The sequence below is a fragment of the Kluyvera genomosp. 2 genome, assembly GCF_036759865.1.
In the GTDB taxonomy this organism is placed as follows: domain Bacteria; phylum Pseudomonadota; class Gammaproteobacteria; order Enterobacterales; family Enterobacteriaceae; genus Kluyvera; species Kluyvera ascorbata_B.
Genome location: NZ_JAPKIA010000004.1, coordinates 1 through 19,850, shown reverse-complemented (window position 1 = coordinate 19,850; position 19,850 = coordinate 1). Strand labels below are relative to the sequence as shown.

Here is a 19,850-nt window from a genome sequence, read left to right as displayed (position 1 = left end):
AAGCATGGAAACCAAGAGTGGGGAGGCAAAGGTGCAAAAAGTGAAAAACTGGTCTCCCGTTTGGATCTTCCCGATTGTGACTGCGCTTATTGGCGCGTGGATCCTGTTCTATCACTATAGCCATCAGGGCCCGGAAGTGACGCTTATCACCACCAACGCAGAGGGCATTGAAGGCGGTAAAACCACCATCAAAAGCCGCAGCGTCGACGTGGGCGTGGTCGAAAGCACTACGCTAACCGATGACCTGACGCACGTGGAGATTAAGGCGCGTCTGAATTCGGGGATGGAGAAGCTGCTGCATAAAGATTCCGTCTTTTGGGTGGTGAAACCGCAGGTGGGCCGCGAGGGCATTAGCGGGCTGGGCACGCTGCTGTCCGGTGCCTATATTGAGCTGCAGCCGGGCACCAAAGGTTCGACGCAGGACCAATATCAACTCCTTGATGCGCCGCCGCTGGCGCCGCCGGATGCGAAGGGGATTCGTGTCCTTCTCGACAGCAAGAAGGCCGGGCAGCTTAACCCCGGCGATCCGGTACTGTTCCGCGGCTATCGCGTCGGCTCGGTGGAAACCAGCTCGTTCGATCCGCAGAGTCGCAGCATTTCCTATCAGCTGTTTATCAGCGCACCTAACGATCGTCTGGTGACCAGCAACGTTCGCTTCTGGAAGGACAGCGGCGTGGCGGTAGACCTGACTTCTGCCGGGATGCGCGTAGAAATGGGCTCACTGGCGACGCTATTTAGCGGCGGCGTTAGTTTTGACGTGCCGGAAGGTGTAGATTTGGGGCAACCGATCGCCGAAAAGACCGAGTTCAAGCTTTATGACGATCAGAAGAGTATCCAGGACTCGCTGTATACCGAGCACGTTGACTATCTGATGTTCTTTAAAGATTCAGTGCGTGGTCTGCAGCCGGGGGCTCCGGTTGAGTTCCGCGGCATTCGTCTGGGGACGGTCGATCAGGTGCCTTTCTTCGTTCCGGGGCTTCAGCAGGCGCTGAATAATGACTACCGTATTCCCGTCAAGATTCGCATTGAGCCGGAGCGTCTGAAAAGCGCGCTGGGTGAAAATCCGGATATCGCCAGCCACCTTGATGAGCTAACCCAGCGCGGCCTGCGCGGGGCGCTGAAAACGGGGAACCTGGTGACCGGCGCGCTGTATGTCGACATGGACTTTTATCCGAAAGAACCGGCAGTGACCGGCATGAGAAGCTTCGGCGGCTACCAGATTGTGCCTACCGTCAGCGGTGGCCTGGCGCAGATTCAGCAGCGCCTGATGGACACCCTGGATAAGATCAACAATCTGCCGTTAACGCCGATGGTTGAACAGGCGACCAACACGCTGTCGGAAAGCCAGAACACCATGCGCCGTCTGCAAACAACGCTGGATAATCTGAACAAAATCACCGCCAGCCAGTCCGCTCAGCAGCTGCCGGCCGACATGCAGAAAACACTGCGTGAGCTGAACCGTAGCATGCAGGGCTTCCAGCCAGGATCTGCGGCTTATAACAAAATGGTCGCCGATATGCAGCGCCTGGATCAGGTATTGCGCGAATTGCAGCCGGTGCTGAAGACGCTGAATGAGAAGAGCAACGCGCTGGTATTCGAAGCGAAGGATAAAAAAGATCCAGAGCCTAAGAGGGCGAAATAATGAAAAAGTGGTTAGTCATTGCCGCCGCCTGCCTGTTGGCAGCCTGTAGCAGCACGGAGAATAAAACGTACTATCAGCTGCCGTTGGCTACGGGCACGGTGCAAAACGGTGCCAGCAGCACCGGTCAGCGGATGCTGTGGATTGAGCAGGTGAATATTCCTGACTTTCTTGCCGGCAGCGGCGTGGTGTACCAGACCAGCGACGTTCAGTACGTGATTGCCAGTAACAATCTGTGGGCCAGCCCGCTGGATCAGCAACTGCGCACGACGCTGGTCTCCAATCTGAGCAATCAGCTGCCAGGCTGGGTCGTGTCGTCGCAGCCGCTAGGTAGCGATCAGGATACGCTGAATGTCTCGGTGAGCGGCTTCCATGGCCGTTATGATGGCAAAGTGGTGGTCAGCGGCGAATGGCTGCTTAACCACCAGGGGCAGTTGACCAAACGTCCTTTCCACATTGAGCTGGCTCAGCAGCAGGACGGTTACGATGCGATGGTGAAAACGCTCGCCCAGGCATGGAGCCAGGAAGCGGCATCTATCGCCAGGACTATCAATCGTTAACTATAAGTAGAATTAATCGTTCTAAAGGCCGCCGCCGGTGTTAAACCGACGGCGGTTTTTTTATCCCTGATGTCAGCGTGTTACCTGTGCGGCCTCACATTTCTTGTACAAATGTTCTTCTGAGTAGCTCACAAATATGACAAAGGTATGAATTCTACGCATTGACGGGGCCATTTTTTAGCGGTATTCGTATTGTGTGGTTGCATACTTTGTAGCCACTGTTTTCTTTTCCACCAGACCAAGATATGAGGGAAACGAGGCATGAAGAGACAAAAACGAGATCGCCTGGAGCGGGCACATCAGCGTGGATATCAGGCCGGTATTACCGGGCGTCCGAAAGAAATGTGTCCTTACCAGACTATAAACCAGAGGTCTTACTGGCTGGGAGGCTGGCGAGAGGCCATGGAGGACAGGGCAGTAGTTGCCTGACACTGTCTCTTTAAAAAGAAACCTCCGCAGTGCGGAGGTTTCGCCTTAGATTCATCAGACAAATTTATCGCCAGCAGAAAGTGGCGATAACTCGTATCAGAATGCAGAGGTATCCTGGAACAAGCCGACTTTCAGGTCGGTTGCGGAGTAGATCAGGCGACCATCAACCAGCACTTCGCCATCCGCCAGGCCCATAATCAGACGACGGTTAACAACGCGCTTGAAGTGAATACGGTAGGTCACTTTCTTCGCCGTTGGCAGTACCTGACCGGTGAACTTCACTTCACCCACGCCCAGCGCACGGCCTTTGCCTTCGCCGCCCAGCCAGCCGAGGTAGAAACCGACCAACTGCCACATTGCATCCAGACCCAGGCAACCAGGCATTACCGGATCGCCGATAAAGTGGCAACCGAAGAACCACAGGTCCGGGTTAATATCCAGTTCGGCTTCAACGTAACCTTTGTCAAAATTGCCGCCGGTTTCGGTCATTTTCACGACACGATCCATCATCAGCATGCTAGGAGCCGGTAACTGCGGGCCTTTAGCGCCGAACAGTTCACCGCGACCAGAGGCAAGAAGGTCTTCTTTTGTATAAGATTCGCGTTTATCTACCATGTTTTAAGTAAGCCTTATTTTAAGTTCGGGACGCAGGATAGCTAACACGTGTACGCTGAACAAGTCCGATCAGTTGGAATTCGGACGGTTTAACCAGCGTAGCGGCCACGGATAGCGGTATCGAGGCTCCTGCTGAGTGGCTTGTGCAATGCGTTCCTGAATAGTTTGCAACAGCGTCTGGCCTTCGCCATCCCAGTTGAGCTGGGTGAGAAGCGGCAGCGCATCGGTGACGTCATCAATAGCCCAGATAGAGAACTCACCGGCCTCTACGGCTTCCTGTACCTCAGTTGCGAGGCTCAGATGGCGTACGTTGGCAGAGGGAATGATGACCCCCTGTTTTCCGGTCAGGCCGCGCTGAGCGCAGATAGCAAAGAAACCTTCAATTTTTTCATTCAGTCCGCCGACCGGCTGAGCACGGCCAAACTGGTCAACCGAACCGGTCATCGCGATGCTTTGATTAATCGGGACGTTTGCCAGGGCGCTGATCAGCGCACACAGTTCTGCCATTGACGCGCTATCGCCGTCGACTTCGCTGTATGACTGTTCAAAGGTCAGCGAGGCGGAGAACGGGATTTGCTGATCCAGGTCCAGTTCGGCCATCAGGAAAGCCTGCATTAGCATCATGCCTTTAGCATGAATGTTACCGCCGAGTTCGGCTTTACGTTCAACGTCGGTGAACTCGCCGTCGCCGATGTGGACAACGCAGCTAATACGCGACGGTTCACCGAACGGGCGCGGGTGGCCTGGGAAGTCAATGACAGACAGGGCGTTAATCTGGCCGATGCATTCGCCTTCGGTTTCAATCAGGATTTGCTCAAGCAGAATCTCATCCTGCATACGCTCGGCAAGGAAACCTTCGCGCCACTGGCGCTGAGTCAGCATCGTTTTCAGCTGTTCTGCGTTAATCACTTTATCGGTGGTAAACGGCGCCGCTTCGCGCAGCTGGCGGCTAATCCACAGCGGGCAGAGCGGCATGATTTCCTGGTCACCGGTATAGCGCGCGCCTTCCTGCATCAGCAGTGGCCAGGCGTCAGCGGCCAGTCCGGGCAGCGATTTTTCACGCGCTACGGTCCATACCCACTGACACCACTGGCGCAGCGTCTCTTCGTCGGCAAGCTGCACGCTGTCTTCAAATTCACTGTACAGTGAGGATTCGCAGAGCTCTGGCTCCATTTCCTGAAGATCCGCCAGCGAATCACGCTCGCCGACCAGAATAACCTTCAGATTAAGCGGCATTGAGGGAATGCTGACCGGCAGTGGACGAGCATCGTCAAAGGTCAGCCATTCAAAGCGCTGCTGGATCACCTGATTCTTTAAGCGCATCCACAGCAGCGGCTGGCTCATCAGCGTGCGCAGAGGCAGCACGAGAATGCCGCCGTTCGCCTGATGCACCAGGCCCGGCTGAAGGCTGATTTCGCCATTAAACTGACGCACGCAGCCAAACAGCTGCTCGGCCTCAGCCCAGTCGGCAAAAATGACCGGCCCCTGGCTGGCGAAGTTGTCTTCGGCACTGCTGGCGGGGTGCATGGTGATGTGACTGCCGGAAACCTGATAGTCGACGCCCGTCAGGGTTGGTTCTGCGTCATCACGCAGGGACTGCGTCGTTTGAGTGAGCAGCTGCAGGTACTCTTTTTCTTCTGGCGCTTTAACCAGTAAGAAAGGGGAGATGCCCTGAGGATGCAGAAACTGCTCAAGCGCGTAGTGTAAACGAGCCTGTAGCTCGCTGAATAAAATGTCGTTTTCTGAGGCTAAATCAGGCTGGGTAAATAGCGCCTGGAATGCTTCAGTCGCGGGGGCGAGAAAGCGCCGGGAAAGAGTATTTATAGTCAATGTCGCTATTTTTAGTCAGATGTAAAGTGCGTGATTATACCCGATGCCGTCAGGAAGCTCACGGAGAATAGGGAAGTATCTTGTACCACGGTTTTTATCCGTATCACAGTTGCAGATTTCTTCTCAGCACATTGAGAAAAAACTGTTATCCTGAAAAGAGTTACACGGTCACACTGAGATCGCAATGAAATATCAACAACTGGAAAATCTTGAAAGCGGCTGGAAGTGGAAATACCTGGTGAAAAAGCACCGGGAAGGCGAGCCCATCACCCGCTATATTGAAGCCAGCGCCGCGCAAGAGGCCGTCGATGTTTTGCTGAAGCTGGAAAACGAGCCGGTGCAGGTCAATGGCTGGATTGCTCAGCATATCAATCCGCAGCTCGTTAATCGGATGAAGCAAACTATTCGTGCGCGCCGTAAGCGCCATTTCAACGCCGAGCATCAGCATACCCGCAAGAAATCTATCGATCTGGAATTTGTGGTCTGGCAACGTCTGGCCGGGCTGGCGCAGCGTCGCGGTATTACGCTCTCTGAAACTATCGTTCAGCTGATTGAAGATGCGGAAAATAAAGAGAAATACGCCAGTAAAATGTCCAGCCTGAAGCAGGACCTTGAGGCTATGCTGGGCAAAGATAAATAGGCTATTTTGCTCGTCGTTCTGCAAAGCAGGCCGAGAAAAGACCAAAAAAAACCCCGCAGCGCGGGGTTTTTTATTAGACGATAACTTAAGCCTGCGGCTGAGTTACAACGTCTTTGATGCCTTTAACTTCGATCTCTACGCGACGATCCGGAGCCAGGCAGTCGATCAGCGCAGCTTTCGCTTTTACGCCGTCACAGGTGTTGCCAGTAACCGGGTTAGATTTGCCCATGCCACGTGCAGAGATTTTGTCAGACGGGATACCTTTAGATACCAGGTAATCAACGACGGACTGAGCACGTTTCTCGGACAGACCCTGGTTGTAAGCGTCAGAACCGATGCGGTCAGTGAAGCCCAGAACAACAACGGAACCGTCTTTCGGATCCAGGTTGCTCAGCTGGGAGTACATCTGATCCAGAGCCTGTTTACCTTCCGGTTTCAGGGTTGCTTTGTTGAAGTTGAACAGAACGTCAGACTTCAGAGTGAAGTGTTTGGTCTGTACTTCTGGAGCCGGAGCCGGAGCCGGAGCAACTACCGGAGCTGCTGCATCCTGCTGGCCGAAGCGGTAGGAAACACCTACGCTCAGCATGCCGTTGTCAGGACGTACGCCGACGGTGTTTGCGTCGCCGATGTTGTTAACCCACTGGTATTCCAGACGGGTAGCGATGTCACGAGTAACAGCCCACTCAACGCCGCCAGCGAATACTGGGGAAACGCCGGTGTCGTGATGGTCGCCAGCGATGTTGTTGCTGGAGTCAGCACGCCATACCATACCGCCCAGACGGGTGTAGATGTCCAGGTCGTCAGTGATTGGGTAGCCCAGTTTAGCAGTCAGCTGAACGCCTTGAGCTTTCAGAGCGCCATTGGTCTGGCTGCCGGTGTATTCCATACGGCCCAGCCAGTCGTAACCCATTTCGAAACCAACGTACGGGTTAACCTGGTAACCACCGAACGCGCCTGCGCCCAGCTGGCTCTCGTGGGTGGAACCGTTGTTGTTCAGGTCACTCTGGTACCAACCGGTGTCATGGAACTGGGACCAACCCAGTTTACCACCAGCATACCAGGTGTTGTCTTGCGGAGCGGCCTGCGCTACAGAAGCGAAGCCTGCCAGTGCCACTGCAATCGCGATAGCTGTCTTTTTCATTTTTTGCGCCTCGTTATCATCCAAAATTTGCCATGAAGTTCTAAATAGACTCACGGTTAAATCCTTCCACCGGGGGCGGGGCTTAGTTAAATACTCAGCAGATATCTGCGGTGTTAAGCTGAGCACCCCTGGCGATGTAAAGTCTACAACGTCGCCGGAAACTTACAAGTGTGAACTCCGTCAGGCTTATGAAAAAAAAAGAGTTGTATACGCAATATTTAACAAATGCGTCGAAAAAATAATCGATATTAACGGCGGGAAACCGCATCAGACCGGCATTCTGCCTGAAAATGCCCAGAAAAACGGCGACATAAAAAAAATGCAAAAAAATTCCCAGGAAAATTCCTAATTTGGCTCAATGGAACAAATTTGAGTGAATTTTTATCCCATTGTATTGTCCTGTTGGGTGTAACGCAGACCGAACTGGTCGCATAATGAACACCATCGCGTTACCTTTCTCCGCTGCACTCTGTAAACGTGCATGTTCCTCAGCGGACAACTCGTCCGTCAACCAGCCAATAACCACGCTATAGTTACCGGTACGCGACGCGCGGATCATTGAATCAAGCATGTCGCAAGATGACATCTGGCGAAGCTGCATGACCTTGGTCAACGGTAAGCCGGAAGCTTGTACCCACTGGCGGCTCAGTTTCTGCTGTGGTGTGAGCCAGAGCTGCCAGCGCGACTGCTGGCCCAACTGCTGTAATAATGGCAAGAGCAGCAGCTGTGCCATCATTGGCTGATCCTCACGATATTGCACTTCACTAATTAACGCGGTATGCGCGCTATTGACGGAAGTCAGCGTATGAGAGGCCGTAGTGACGGCAGCGACAGAAGAACGATTTACGACACCAGAAGTATACATAGTTAATCCAGCCCTGTGGGTTACTGTATGAATATACAGTACTACCCTGAAGACTAAAGATCAACCTCATTTTCTGAAACCAACTCGCAAAATTGCATAAGAAACACCCGTGACTACAAATACACCTTGCCGTACCGGCGGAACTTCCCTATGTTGCTTATTATCTGATCGATTAACAAATCTGATGTATTCATGTGCATGATTATTAAGGATTAATCATGAAGATAATCTCGTATAAAAGGATTTACCAATCCATGGAATATTTTTCTGGATTGGGCAAAGTGCAGTCTCGGGCGCTGTTCGGCGGCTACAGCCTTGCGGTCGACAATACCGTTTTTGCCATGGTTGCAGAAGGGGAACTGTATCTGAGGGCGTGCGAAAAAACGCTGCTTATCAGAGTCAGTACTCGCCGCCTCTGCTGACGGTACGCAAACGCGGGCATGAACAGCAGCTCAACTATTTTCGCGTCGATGAACGGCTTTGGTCGAATAAATCTGCCTTAGTGCAGCTTGGCCAATGTTCCCTGGAAGATGCGCAAAATGAAAAGCGACGACGACGGTGCCGCAGGCTCAGGGATCTTCCCAATCTTTCTTTTCATCTGGAACTGCTGTTGCACGAGGCTGGAATCAAAGATGTGCGTACGCTGCGGCAGATGGGCGCGAAAACGGCGTGGATGCGTTTGCGGCAGATACGTAAACAGCTGAACGTTAGCGTGCTGTATTCGCTAGAGGGGGCAATCATCGGAGTACATTCTGCCGCGCTCCCGGCGCAAACGCGCCAGGAGCTGGAAATATGGGTGCAGAACTACACCCAACGACGGTGATTACATCATAACCTGCTTTTGCAGACGGCAAATTTCAGGCAGAAGTGAAATCATCAACCCAATTTGTTGCAGGACCAATGGTTCTTTGCTGTCCGGACGAGGATCGAGATGCTGGATCCTCGCCGCGAGCTCGCTAAGCGCACGTTGAACCCGCTCCTCATCGGAAGGCTGATGGTGCAGGGCATCATCGACATAGCAGACCGCATCGTCGAGAAGCGCCAGGATTTCCGGTGTGGTGAGTTTCTCTCGATGGGCACCCAGCGCAGAGATATAGCTGGTTAAAGTGTGGTTAAGGCAGAGAAGTCGAAACGCCGTTTCCCGCATTTCCGCCGTTACTTTCGGTTCCGTCGACATATTCGACACCACTGACGCCAGCTCGGCATCCCGATTATGCGCATCGCGGCGCGCAATACGATAGGCCAGACGGTTATCGCGCCCCTGGTGGTACTGTTCAAGAATGGCGTCCAGGTAGCGACAGTTGGCATCCACGGCGCGTTCCAGCACGCGCGGCAGGTTACGGAACTTCCAGTCCGGCCAGATAAAGCTTACCGCCAGCCACGCAATACCACAGCCAATCAGGGTATCTACGACGCGCGGTAGCGCCACTTCAAATCCTTCGCCGAGCAGGTTAAAGCACAGTAGCACCAGTAGCGTAATAAACATGGTGGCATGCGCGTACTGTACGTTGCGAAAAGCGAAAAACAGCACGCCGGTTACGACGATCAGAATCAACTGACCTTCCAGTGACGGTACCAGCCAGAGTATGGGCAGACCCAGCGCAACGCCAACCAGCGTGCCGATAATACGCAGCGCAAGGCGGTGACGGGTGGCGTTATAGTTGGGCTGGCAAACAAACAGGCTGGTCAGCAGGATCCAGTAGCCATGCTGTAGACCGGTGAACTGAATAAAGGCATAGCCCACGCACAGCACCACAGACATGCGAACGGCGTGGCGGAACAGCGCTGACTCCGGTGACATGTTGCGGCTCAGCCGCGAACGGATATCGGCGAAGCCGTGCAGGCTGTCGTCGGCGAGGAGGTTTTCCGTTTCGCTTCGCGTTTGCGACTGGAGCTGTTCTGACTCGATGGTGGCGAGCTGGGCATCAATTGCCCGCAGGTTATTGAGCAGAAAACCCAGCGCTTTCATTTGTTCCGGCGCGGTGCCGCCAGCGCGAATACGATCGAGCGCGGCATCCAGATGGGTAAACGCGCGTTCAAAGCGAGCATCGTGTTGATACGGCGTGCGCAGCAGGATGGCCTTCGCCAGATCCTGACAGGCGATAGACTGCATTGAGAGTAGGCGCTGGAAGCGGAACATGACGTCGCTGTAGCGAAACTGATCGCGCAGCGCCTGGTACTGGATATGCGATGAACTGGCGCGTTCGTGGATATCCTGAGCCACGAAATAGTAGTGCAGCGTCCGGCGCGTGCTGCGCTGGCCGCGGTCTCCACGCAGGCGTGTCAGTAACGATGTTTTAGTCTGGTTCAGCGTCGCCATCAGTTGCCCGTTCGCCAGCGCCAGTTCATATAACGGCGCCTGGTTGTCATCGTCGAGATCGGGATCGAACAGACGCGATTTCAGTTCGAGGTAGCGGGCGAGCTGTTCGTAGCTGCGCGCGAGGTTATCCTGCAGCGGGCGAATTGGGAAAATCAGGTGCCCGGTTAAGGTCAGCACGTTATACCAAACGGCTCCCGCAATCAGCAGCAGCGGCTGCTGATACCATTGGGCGTACAGCGATACGCCGAGCATCGTATAAATGGCAATCAGCAGCGCGCCGAAGGCGATAGTCGCATAGCGCTGCCCAAGGCCGCCGAGCAAAATAAAACCGATAGTGGAAAGGGTCAGTCCTACCGCAAATAACCACGGCCAGGGAAACAGCAGTTCTACCGACGCCGAGGCGATAAAAAAGCAGATGAGGGTAATGACCAGGTTACGCAGCCGCCCGGCCAAACGATCGTCGAGGTCCGTTAGCGCAGCAGCAACCACCCCCAGGGTGAGCGGAATGGTCAACTTTGCGTCGCCCAGCCACCAGGGCAGAGCGGTTGTGCCAATTAACGCAATAAATATCCTGGCGTTATATAGCCAGGTACTGTTCCATGTATAGCGGCGAAGCAGCGGGCTTAGCATAGCAATTAATCGTCCTGATTACTGGAAACGGCGGCGGGCGTTCGCTTCACGCGCCGCGCGTGCAACTTCGACAGGCACAACCCGGCGTCCTACGGGCCACAAAGCAATAGCGGCAATTTTAAAATTCGCAATGCCGACAGGAATACCAATAATGGTGATGCATTGGGCGATCCCGGCCATAATGTGCGTCAGGCACAGCCACCAGCCGAACAGCACGAACCACAGAATGTTGAGCAAGGTACCGCCAGCGTTCATGACGCCGCTTTTCGCGCCGGGCTCCAGTTCGTCAACGTGTACCGCTTCATTACCGTAAGGCAGCAGCGATAATTTGGTGATTTCCCAGCAGGACCGCGTGAGCGGCAGCGTAATAATCAGCACGATGCTGACCAGCGTTGCCAGCAGCCAGCCCAACGTTGTCAAAAAACCACCCAGCACAAAATTCAAAATATTCAGAACAGTACGCATAAATCCTCAGTGCAGCGCTGTGAATAATAAGTCCTGTTGATTGTAACGTTTTTTTAGGCTGGAGCACCTATTCTCTGGCGGTTACACTGTGAGATATCGAAAAAGTCAGGATTCAGCACGACATGGAATTAAAAGCAACGACGCTGGGCAAGCGCATGGCGCAGCATCCTTACGACCGGGTTGAGATCCTCAATGCGGGCGTCAGGGTGTCCGGCCCTCAGCATGAATATCTCATCCCTTTTAATCAGTTACTGGCCATCAACTGCAAGCGTGGTTTGGTGTGGGGGGAGCTGGAGTTTGTTCTGCCCGAGGACAAAGTTGTGCGCCTGCACGGTACGGAATGGGGTGAAACCCAGCGTTTTCACCGCCACTTGACGGCGCTGTGGCAGCAGTGGAGCGCAGAGATGAGCGATATCGCCGCTGGGCTGCTCGAGGCGCAGCTGGCAATTATTACCGGTAGCCGCGAGCAGACGCGCTGGCTTACCCGCCAGCAGGCGCAGACTATCCGGCAGCAGATCGTTAACGCGCTCGAAGGCCTGCCCTTGCCAACCACGCGGTTGGCAGAATTTGAGAACTGCCGAGAGGCCTGGCGGCAGTGCCAGGCTTGGCTGGCGGATAAAGAAAGCGGTCGCGCGCAGCATAATCAACGCTATACCGACGCCATGCTGACACAGTACGGCGACTTTTTTGCTCGCATTGAATCTTCACCGCTGAACCCGTCACAGGCTCGCGCGGTGGTGAACGGTGAGCGTTCACTGCTGGTACTGGCCGGGGCCGGCAGCGGTAAAACGTCGGTGCTGGTGGCGCGTGCCGGCTGGCTGCTTGAGCGCCAGGAGGCCTCAGCGGAACAGCTTCTGCTGTTAGCCTTTGGCCGCAAGGCGGCTGAAGAGATGGACGAGCGTCTACAATCACGCCTGAATACGGATGCCATTACCGCACGCACCTTCCACGCGCTGGCGCTGTCGATTATCCAGCAGGGCAGTAAAAAAGTGCCTGTCGTCAGTCAACTGGAAAACGATGCTGCCGCACGTTATAAGCTGTTTACCGATTGCTGGCAGCAGCAGTGCCGCGAGAAAAAAGCGCAGGCGAAAGGTTGGCGGCAGTGGCTACAGGACGAACTGGGCTGGGAGGTCGGCGAAGACAGCTTCTGGGAAGATGACAAAATCGTAAAACGGATGGGCAGCCGCCTCGACCGCTGGGTGAGCCTGATGCGAATGCACGGCGGTTCGCAGGCGGATATGATCGCTGGTGCGCCGGAAGCCGTGCGAGAGTGCTTTGGTAAACGGATAAAGCTAATGGCACCGCTGCTGAAAGCGTGGAAAGCCGCGCTGAAAGACGAGAATGCCGTCGATTTTTCCGGTTTAATTCACCAGGCTATTATTATTCTCGATAAGGGCCGTTTTGTGAGCCCGTGGAAGCATATTCTGGTTGATGAATTCCAGGATATCTCACCACAGCGCGCCGCGCTGCTGGCGGCGCTGCGTAAACAGAATTCGCAAACATCGCTGTTCGCCGTTGGCGACGACTGGCAGGCAATTTATCGCTTCAGCGGCGCGCAGCTGTCGCTGACTACGGCTTTTAGCCACTATTTTGGCGAGGGCGATAACTGCGCGCTGGATACGACCTACCGTTTTAACAGCCGCATTGGTGAAATTGCCAACCGCTTCATTCAGCAGAACCCACATCAACTGAGTAAACCGCTGAACAGCCTGACCGCTGGCGATAAGCACGCCGTTACGCTGCTGGAAGACGATAAGCTCGATGCGCTGTTTGATAAGCTCAGCGGCTACGCCACGCCAGACCAGCGTATTCTGGTGCTGGCCCGTTATCATCATCTTAAGCCTGCCGCGCTGGAAAAAGCCGCTACCCGCTGGCCGAAGCTGAATATTGATTTTATGACCGTGCACGCCAGTAAGGGGCAGCAGGCTGACTATGTCATTGTGCTGGGGCTGCAAGAGGGCTTCGACGGTTTTCCCGCTCCCGTGCGGGAGTCGATTATGGAGCAGGCCCTGTTGCCGGAGCCGGAGGATTTTCCCGACGCGGAAGAGCGGCGTTTGCTGTACGTGGCCATGACCCGCGCGCGGTTGCGCGTCTGGCTGTTGTTTAACAAGGCGCAGCCGTCTCCGTTTGTTGAGATACTGAAGCAGCTGTCGGTGCCAGTGGCACGCAAACCCTGAATGACGCCCGAAGTTTTTGCTCCGGGCGCAGCCTGGCTTATTTGAGACGTTCGGCCAGATAGCGTGGGTAGTCTGGAATGAGGATATCTACCGGCTCGGCAAAGTTGGGTGACTGAATGATAAAGTCCGCGGTAGCAGCATTGGTCGCGACCGGGATGTTCCACACGGTCGCGAGGCGCAGCAGAGCCTTAACGTCCGGATCGTGCGGCACGGCGTTGAGCGGGTCCCAGAAGAAAATCAGCACATCGATTTTGCCTTCTGAAATGAGCGCGCCCACCTGCTGATCGCCGCCCATCGGGCCGCTGAGCATCGCTTTAACTTCCAGGCCGGTTGCGCGCTGCACCAGGTTGCCGGTGGTGCCGGTCGCCGACAGCGTATGCTGCGCAAGGCATGCCTGGTGGCGCTGCACCCATTTCATCAGCATATCTTTGCAGTGGTCGTGCGCAACCAGCGCAATGTGTTTACGCGCCGGTAAGGTGCGAGTGGTCAGTTCCATAAAACGATCCCTGAGTGTTAAATGCAGACAGATTACTGCATGCGACTCAGGCTGCAAGCGCTGATTGGCAAAAATTTGACGCGCGACATTAGCGGACTCGCGTACACTTAAGTTATTGGCCAGGAGGATAATGATGACTGAAAACGATATTGCCAGCATTTTGACCAGCACCCGTACCATCGCGTTGGTAGGCGCCAGCGACAAACCTGACCGCCCGAGCTATCGGGTGATGAAATACCTGTTAGATCAGGGCTACCACGTCATTCCGGTTTCGCCGAAGGTGGGCGGTAAAACCCTGCTCGGGCAGCAAGGCTATGCAACCCTTGCCGAGGTGCCAGAGAAAGTGGACATGGTGGACGTCTTCCGTAATTCAGAGGCCGCGTGGGGCGTCGCGCAGGAAGCTATCGCCATCGGGGCGAAAACGTTGTGGATGCAGCTCGGTGTCATCAATGAACAAGCTGCCGTACTGGCGCGCAATGCGGGGTTAAACGTGGTGATGGACCGCTGCCCGGCAATCGAAATTCCGCGCTTAGGGCTCGCAAAATAGCGGGGGCTGGGCAAAGAGAGAAGCCCGGTTGAGCTGTAAATAAAAAACCCCGCAGCGCGGGGTTTTTTGATGCGGCAGTCAGTTACGCAGCCGTGGGGCCTGTAGCTGCCGGCGGATAGTACGCGCCAGTTCATCCATCGTGGGTTGTTCCGGATGATCCTCGCGCGGCTCGCTGCTTAACTGGGCTTCGGCCAGGTAGGTATGCACCGGCTGGCCTTCGTCGTCTTCCATCACCACGTGATACCACGGCAACGCGCGCAGTTCGTCGTTAGCCGCCAGATCGTCGGGTTCAGGATCGTCGAGCGAGTATACCGGGTCGATATCCACCACCACGCCCAGATAGCCCAGCAGGGAGTGACGCACCTGCTGGCCGATACCGAATTTGCTGGTCATCATCATACTCACCTCCCGGGAAATGGCCTCTCTCTAGATATATAGACACCATTTCGCTTTTCAAGTTACATGACGCGGCAGGCAAATCCTTTCAGGTACAGTCCTTCCGGGTACGTCGCAATCACCGGGTGATCGGCTGCCTGACGGAACTGCTCTATAAATTGTACATCACGACCGGCATCCACAGCGGCATCGGCGATGATTTTCTGGAATAAATCTGACGTCATCAGGCCGGAGCAGGAGAAGGTTAGCAGCACGCCGCCCGGATTCAGCAGCTGGATAGCCAGCATATTGATGTCCTTATAGCCGCGGCAGGCACCCATTAGCTGGCTTTTATTCTCGACGAATTTCGGCGGGTCCATCACGATAACGTCGAATTTCTCCCCCTGATCGCGGTATTTGCGCAGCAGTTTGAAAACGTCGTCACGCACGAACTCGGCTTTGCTGAGATCGAGTTTATTCAGCTCAACGTTCTGGCGCGCCACGTCCAGCGCTTCCTGCGAGGTATCAACGCTGGTGACCTGGCGACAGCCGCCCATCAGGGCAGAAACCGCAAAGCCGCCGGTGTAGGAGAAACAGTTGAGAACGCGCTTGTCTTCCACGTAGCGACGGGTGGCAAGACGGCTGTCGCGCTGGTCAAGGTAGTAGCCGGTTTTGTGGCCGCCCTGAATATCGACCAGCAGCTTCATGCCGTGTTCTTCGATGGGCAGCAGGGCTGGCGGCAATTCGCCGGTGACCGGGCCCTGGGTCAGCTCCATACCTTCTTTTTTACGCACCGCCACGTCGCTGCGATCGTAGATAGCGCATTCCGGATAGAGGGTTTGCAGGGCGCTGATGAGGGCGGCGCGCTGATATTCCGCACCGGCGCTCAGCAGTTGTAATACGAGGAAGTTACCGAAACGGTCAATGGTGACGCCCGGCAGGCCATCGGATTCACCGGCGATCAGACGGTAGCTGTCCAGCCCGTCTTTTTTCGCCAGCCAGTCGCGCCAGCTTTGTGCCTGCTGAAGGCGACGCACGAAGAAATCGATATCGATGCTTTCATGGGCGTCAAACGTCCAGACGCGCGCGCGGATCTGCGAAGCGGGAGAGTATGCGCCGCGGGCTAACCATTTACCCTGATGATCGACAATATCAATGGTCTCTCCGAGGCTGGCTTTGCCTTCCATGCGGGCGACCGCGCCGGAAAAGACCCAGGGATGGCGGCGCAGCAATGATTTTTCGCGCCCTTTGGCTAACACTAAACGTACACTCATAGTTTATTTATCTGACTGTTTGAGGGAATCAGGCTGCATTTTCCCGACTTCCCCGCACAAATGCAACGCGCGGCGGAAGAATGTGGGGAGAATTGGCGCTACAGTTGGGGTATATACAGGAGGAAGCATGATGGATAAATGTGTGATCTGCTGGGTCTACGGCAAGGTGCAGGGTGTGGGTTTTCGTTTTTTTACCCAGCAGGAGGCGCAGCGCCTGGGGCTAAGCGGCTATGCGTTGAATCTGGACGATGGCAGCGTCGAGGTGGTTGCCTGCGGCAAAAGCGAGCAGGTAGAGCAGCTACTGGCCTGGCTAAAAGCCGGTGGGCCACGCAGCGCGCGGGTTGATAAAGTCCTGGCGGAACCTCACCAACCCGATAAGGCGTGGAGCAAGTTCAGTATTCGTTATTAAATACATTTTACCGGTTTAGGCAGGCCGGCAATTTTCGTCGCCTGTTTAGCCGGGCCTTTTGGGAACAGGCGGTACAAATAGCGGCTGTTGCCTTTCTCCTCGCCAAAGGTATTCGCCATGGCTTTAACCAGCATACGGATGGCCGGTGAGGTGTTGAACTCCAGGTAAAATTCGCGCACGAAGCGCACCACTTCCCAATGTTCAGGGCTCAGTTCAATCCCTTCGTTGGCGGCAATCGCCTGAGCCAGCCCTTCACTCCACTGCGTGGTGTCTTTGAGATAGCCTTCGCTATCGGTCTCAATTTCGATGTTTTCGTAGATAAGCATAATTTTTCACACAACAAACAGATGGCGGGAAGTGTAGCAAATAAAAAGGCCCCGCATAAGCGAGGCCCTGGAGACTGAAGCGTTAAGCCTTAATCGCGGCTGGCGAAGCCCAGAATGCTTAACAGGCTGATGAAGATGTTGTACAGCGAAACGTACAGGCTTACCGTCGCACGGATATAGTTGGTTTCACCGCCGCGGATGATGTTACTGGTCTCGAACAGGATTGCCCCGGAGGAGATCAGGATAAACACCGCGCTAATCGCCAGGTGCAGTGCAGGCAGCTGCAGGAAGATATTGGCCACCATACCGATCAGCACCACCACGATACCGGCCATCAGCATACCGCCGAGGAAGGACATGTCTTTACGGGTGGTCAGCACGTAGGCCGAGCAGCTGAAGAACACCAGCGCGGTGCCGCCCAGCGCCATGCCGATCACGTCACCCATGCCCGCAGACAGGTAGGCGTTCAGGATGGGCCCAAGGATATAGCCCAGGAAGCCGGTAAAGGCGAACGCGGACAGAATACCCACCGGTTTATCTGCCGTTTTATAGGTCAGGAACATCAGGCCGTACATACCAACCAGCGTCAGAATCAGGCCCGGCGACGGCAGCCCCAGCACGGTGCTGGCGGTTGCGGTAATAGCGGAAAATGCCAGCGTCAGGCTCAGCAGGAAGTAGGTATTACGCAGGACTTTGTGCGTGCTCAGCAGTGATGAGCGGTCACGCGATGAAGTAATTATGCGATCCATGAGTCACTCTCTTATGACAGATGTTATTAGTGGCTCAGCATAAGAAAACTCTTCTTTATTCCCAAATGTTTTTACCCATCTTTACTCAGACTTTGAGCGCGTCACAGAATCACCTCATTCTGCGCCAAAGAGCGAGATCAATCTCTTATAGGTTATTGAAAGAACTTGCGTTAATGCGTGTCTGTGTCAACAGTGAAAAGGGTAATAACAACAAGGCAATGGAAATGAAATTATACAAACATAACTCCATCACGACGGTATTTCTGGCAATGGGTCTGGCGGGGGCGGCGCAGGCGGCAACCGTGCCGGAGGGAACCCCACTTGCCGACAAACAGGAGCTGGTTCGCAGTAACGGCAATGAACCGGCGTCACTCGACCCGCATAAAGTGGAAAGCGACGTTGAGTTCAATATTATCAGCGACCTGTTTGACGGTCTGGTGGCGGTAAAACCGGACGGCAGCATTGAGCCGCGGCTGGCAGAATCCTGGGAGAATAAAGACAACACGGTCTGGACCTTCCATCTGCGCCCGGGGATCGTCTGGTCGGACGGTTCGGCGATAACCGCGCAGGATATCGTGTGGAGCTGGCAGCGTCTGGTCACGCCGACGACCGCGTCGCCGTACGCCAGCTATCCTGGCAATATGCACATCGTCAATGCTGCCGATATCGCGCTGGGCAAAAAAACGCCGGATACCCTTGGCGTTAAGGCTATCAACGATACTACGCTGGAAGTGACGCTGACGCAGCCGACCTCGGCGTTCCTTGCTATGCTGGCGCACCCGTCGATGGTGCCGTTGGATAAAGTACTGATCGGCCGCTACGGCGATAAATGGGTGAAGCCGGAGCATTTTGTCGGCAGTGGCGCCTATCACCTGTCGCAATGGGTGGTTAACGAGCGCATTGTCGCCGAACGTAACCCACGTTACTGGGACGATAAGCATACGGTGATCAATAAAGTGACCTATTTGCCTATCCGTTCCGAAGCGGCGGACGTCAACCGCTATAAGGCGGGTGAGGTTGATATTGTGTATACGCTGCCAATAAACCAGTTCAGCCAACTGAAGAAAACGCTGGGCGATGAGGTGGATGTATCGCCGCAGCTGGCTACCTACTATTACGAGTTCAATACCACCAAAGCGCCGTTTAACGATGCGCGCGTCCGTCGTGCGCTGAATATGGCGCTGGATAAAGACATTATTGCTGAAAAGGTCATGGGGCAGGGGCAGCGTCCGGCGTGGGTCATAAGCCAACCGGAGATTGGCGGTGTGAAGCTGAACGGGCCTGACTATGCAAGCTGGCCGCGTGAAAAACGTATTGCTGAAGCGAAGAAGCTGCTGGCGGAGGCCGGGTTCAGTGAGGCGCATCCGCTGTCGTTTAATCTGCTGTATAACACCTCGGAATCACACCAGCGCGTGGCGATTGCCGCGTCTTCAATGTGGAAGAAAAATCTTGGCGTTGAGGCGAAGCTGCAAAACCAGGAGTGGAAGACCATGCTGGACACGATGCACACCGGTAATTTTGACGTGGTGCGCTATGCGTGGATTGCCGACTACGACGACGCTTCAACCTTCCTGAACACCTTCCGTACCGGCGACAGCGAGAACACCGCTAAATACAGTAACCCGGACTATGATGCGGCGCTGCGCGATGCGGCGAAAACGCAGGATGTCGCCCAGCGCGCTCGCGATTACCAGAAGGCTGAAGATCTGCTGGCTCGCGATGTCCCCGCAATCCCGGTCTATCACTACGTGCGTACGCACCTCGTGAAACCGTGGGTAGGGGGATTTACCCCCGATCGCTTGGGGTACTACTACACCAAAGATATGTTTATCAAAAAACATTAAGCAGGATGAGGGCGGGAAAAGCGTTTTAAAACTAGCCATTTTGTTGTTTTTTCAGACGAATAACAACTTTTTGGCTGTTTTTCAGGCAAACGAACGTTTTGGTGCTTTACAGGTCCGTTCGGGATGTTTATAGTGCGCCTCATTGGAAGCGTGGCCGAGCGGTTGAAGGCACCGGTCTTGAAAACCGGCGACCCGAAAGGGTTCTAGAGTTCGAATCTCTACGCTTCCGCCAAATCAGAAAAGGGGTTACCGAAAGGTAACCCCTTTTTGCTTTGGCTGTTGGTATCGCTGCCATCACGTTTCTCGCTTTATCCCCTCATCAACTCTTCTTCTTTTGTCAGCAGCGAAATGATCAGCTGTGTCGGTATACAGACTTTTCTATCCATTTCAAAACGATTAACTGCCTTGACGTGAGCGAGGGACAAGCAACGTTGGTATCGTCAAATCTTGAGCAAGGCGTAACCTAAGGAAGGTGCGAATAAGCAGGTCATTTCTTCCCAAGCTGACTCGCTGATTAAA

19 protein-coding genes, 1 tRNA gene and 1 pseudogene are annotated in these 19,850 nt (G+C 54.7%); 10 read left to right on the top strand and 11 right to left on the bottom strand.

Annotated elements, in window-relative coordinates; translation table 11 throughout:
• Positions 1–4: 4 nt before the first annotated feature.
• The 3 genes from pqiB to rmf all read left to right on the top strand — a co-directional run bounded on the left by pqiB (position 5) and on the right by rmf (position 2,628).
• The gene (pqiB, locus tag V6942_RS04950; protein WP_106928785.1) at positions 5–1,642 is read left to right on the top strand and encodes an intermembrane transport protein PqiB; all 1,638 of its coding nucleotides are present in this window, start codon (positions 5–7) and stop codon (positions 1,640–1,642) included.
• Positions 1,642–2,199, top strand: coding sequence for a membrane integrity-associated transporter subunit PqiC (pqiC, locus tag V6942_RS04945; protein ID WP_106928783.1), 558 nt, complete (start codon positions 1,642–1,644; stop codon positions 2,197–2,199). Before pqiB ends, pqiC begins: the two co-directional genes overlap by 1 nt.
• Positions 2,200–2,460: 261 nt before the next feature.
• Positions 2,461–2,628: a ribosome modulation factor gene (gene rmf, locus V6942_RS04940; protein ID WP_035892402.1), complete on the top strand. Its 168-nt coding sequence runs from the start codon at positions 2,461–2,463 to the stop codon at positions 2,626–2,628.
• A gap of 96 nt (positions 2,629–2,724) precedes the next feature.
• On the opposite strand, the gene fabA is transcribed toward rmf, so the two are convergent.
• Positions 2,725–3,243 carry a 3-hydroxyacyl-[acyl-carrier-protein] dehydratase FabA gene (gene fabA / locus V6942_RS04935; RefSeq protein WP_064548854.1) on the bottom strand — a complete coding sequence of 173 codons (519 nt, stop codon included), beginning with the start codon at positions 3,241–3,243 and terminating at the stop codon, positions 2,725–2,727.
• A 69-nt stretch (positions 3,244–3,312) separates the two neighbouring features.
• The gene (locus V6942_RS04930) at positions 3,313–5,073 is read right to left on the bottom strand and encodes an AAA family ATPase (protein WP_182929170.1); all 1,761 of its coding nucleotides are present in this window, start codon (positions 5,071–5,073) and stop codon (positions 3,313–3,315) included.
• Positions 5,074–5,257: 184 nt separating this feature from the next.
• On the opposite strand from V6942_RS04930, the gene matP reads away from it, so the two are divergent.
• On the top strand, positions 5,258–5,713 hold the full coding sequence (gene matP / locus V6942_RS04925) for a macrodomain Ter protein MatP (protein ID WP_106928779.1): 456 nt from the start codon (positions 5,258–5,260) through the stop codon (positions 5,711–5,713).
• 85 nt (positions 5,714–5,798) lie between these two features.
• On the opposite strand, the gene ompA is transcribed toward matP, so the two are convergent.
• Positions 5,799–6,854, bottom strand: coding sequence for a porin OmpA (gene ompA / locus V6942_RS04920; protein ID WP_106928861.1), 1,056 nt, complete (start codon positions 6,852–6,854; stop codon positions 5,799–5,801).
• 355 nt (positions 6,855–7,209) lie between these two features.
• Positions 7,210–7,719, bottom strand: coding sequence for an SOS-induced cell division inhibitor SulA (gene sulA, locus V6942_RS04915; RefSeq protein ID WP_106928778.1), 510 nt, complete (start codon positions 7,717–7,719; stop codon positions 7,210–7,212).
• A gap of 218 nt (positions 7,720–7,937) precedes the next feature.
• Here sulA and V6942_RS04910 point away from each other — a divergent pair.
• Positions 7,938–8,542: pseudogene (locus tag V6942_RS04910) on the top strand (TfoX/Sxy family DNA transformation protein).
• On the opposite strand, the gene yccS reads toward V6942_RS04910, so the two are convergent.
• Entirely contained in the window at positions 8,543–10,669 is a 2,127-nt protein-coding gene (gene yccS, locus V6942_RS04905) for a YccS family putative transporter (RefSeq protein ID WP_106928774.1), read from the bottom strand.
• Between the two features lie 18 nt (positions 10,670–10,687).
• Positions 10,688–11,134, bottom strand: coding sequence for a YccF domain-containing protein (locus V6942_RS04900; RefSeq protein ID WP_106928772.1), 447 nt, complete (start codon positions 11,132–11,134; stop codon positions 10,688–10,690).
• Positions 11,135–11,256: 122 nt separating this feature from the next.
• Here V6942_RS04900 and helD point away from each other — a divergent pair, with 122 nt between their 5' ends.
• Positions 11,257–13,311 carry a DNA helicase IV gene (gene helD, locus V6942_RS04895; protein ID WP_333500870.1) on the top strand — a complete coding sequence of 685 codons (2,055 nt, stop codon included), beginning with the start codon at positions 11,257–11,259 and terminating at the stop codon, positions 13,309–13,311.
• Positions 13,312–13,348: 37 nt separating this feature from the next.
• On the opposite strand, the gene mgsA is transcribed toward helD, so the two are convergent.
• The gene (gene mgsA, locus V6942_RS04890; RefSeq protein ID WP_106928769.1) at positions 13,349–13,807 is read right to left on the bottom strand and encodes a methylglyoxal synthase; all 459 of its coding nucleotides are present in this window, start codon (positions 13,805–13,807) and stop codon (positions 13,349–13,351) included.
• 133 nt (positions 13,808–13,940) lie between these two features.
• Here mgsA and V6942_RS04885 point away from each other — a divergent pair, with 133 nt between their 5' ends.
• A complete protein-coding gene (locus V6942_RS04885) occupies positions 13,941–14,354 on the top strand; it encodes a CoA-binding protein (RefSeq protein WP_106928767.1) in 414 nt (137 codons plus the stop codon).
• A gap of 78 nt (positions 14,355–14,432) precedes the next feature.
• Here the strand turns inward: V6942_RS04885 and hspQ are convergent, their stop codons facing one another.
• Together hspQ and rlmI are read right to left on the bottom strand one after the other, a co-directional pair.
• Positions 14,433–14,750, bottom strand: coding sequence for a heat shock protein HspQ (gene hspQ, locus V6942_RS04880; RefSeq protein WP_106928765.1), 318 nt, complete (start codon positions 14,748–14,750; stop codon positions 14,433–14,435).
• A gap of 62 nt (positions 14,751–14,812) precedes the next feature.
• Entirely contained in the window at positions 14,813–16,003 is a 1,191-nt protein-coding gene (gene rlmI / locus V6942_RS04875) for a 23S rRNA (cytosine(1962)-C(5))-methyltransferase RlmI (protein ID WP_106928763.1), read from the bottom strand.
• 127 nt (positions 16,004–16,130) lie between these two features.
• On the opposite strand from rlmI, the gene yccX reads away from it, so the two are divergent.
• On the top strand, positions 16,131–16,412 hold the full coding sequence (gene yccX, locus V6942_RS04870) for an acylphosphatase (RefSeq protein ID WP_333500869.1): 282 nt from the start codon (positions 16,131–16,133) through the stop codon (positions 16,410–16,412).
• On the opposite strand, the gene tusE is transcribed toward yccX, so the two are convergent.
• Positions 16,409–16,738, bottom strand: a complete 330-nt coding sequence (tusE, locus tag V6942_RS04865) for a sulfurtransferase TusE (protein ID WP_106928758.1) — start codon at positions 16,736–16,738, stop codon at positions 16,409–16,411. The genes yccX and tusE overlap by 4 nt on opposite strands.
• 89 nt (positions 16,739–16,827) lie before the next feature.
• A complete protein-coding gene (gene yccA / locus V6942_RS04860) occupies positions 16,828–17,487 on the bottom strand; it encodes an FtsH protease modulator YccA (RefSeq protein ID WP_106928755.1) in 660 nt (219 codons plus the stop codon).
• 224 nt (positions 17,488–17,711) lie between these two features.
• Here yccA and V6942_RS04855 point away from each other — a divergent pair, with 224 nt between their 5' ends.
• Together V6942_RS04855 and V6942_RS04850 are read left to right on the top strand one after the other, a co-directional pair.
• Positions 17,712–19,331, top strand: a complete 1,620-nt coding sequence (locus tag V6942_RS04855) for an ABC transporter substrate-binding protein (protein WP_182929166.1) — start codon at positions 17,712–17,714, stop codon at positions 19,329–19,331.
• Between the two features lie 144 nt (positions 19,332–19,475).
• Positions 19,476–19,563: transfer RNA gene (locus V6942_RS04850), tRNA-Ser, on the top strand.
• The last annotated feature ends 287 nt before the right edge of the window (positions 19,564–19,850 follow it).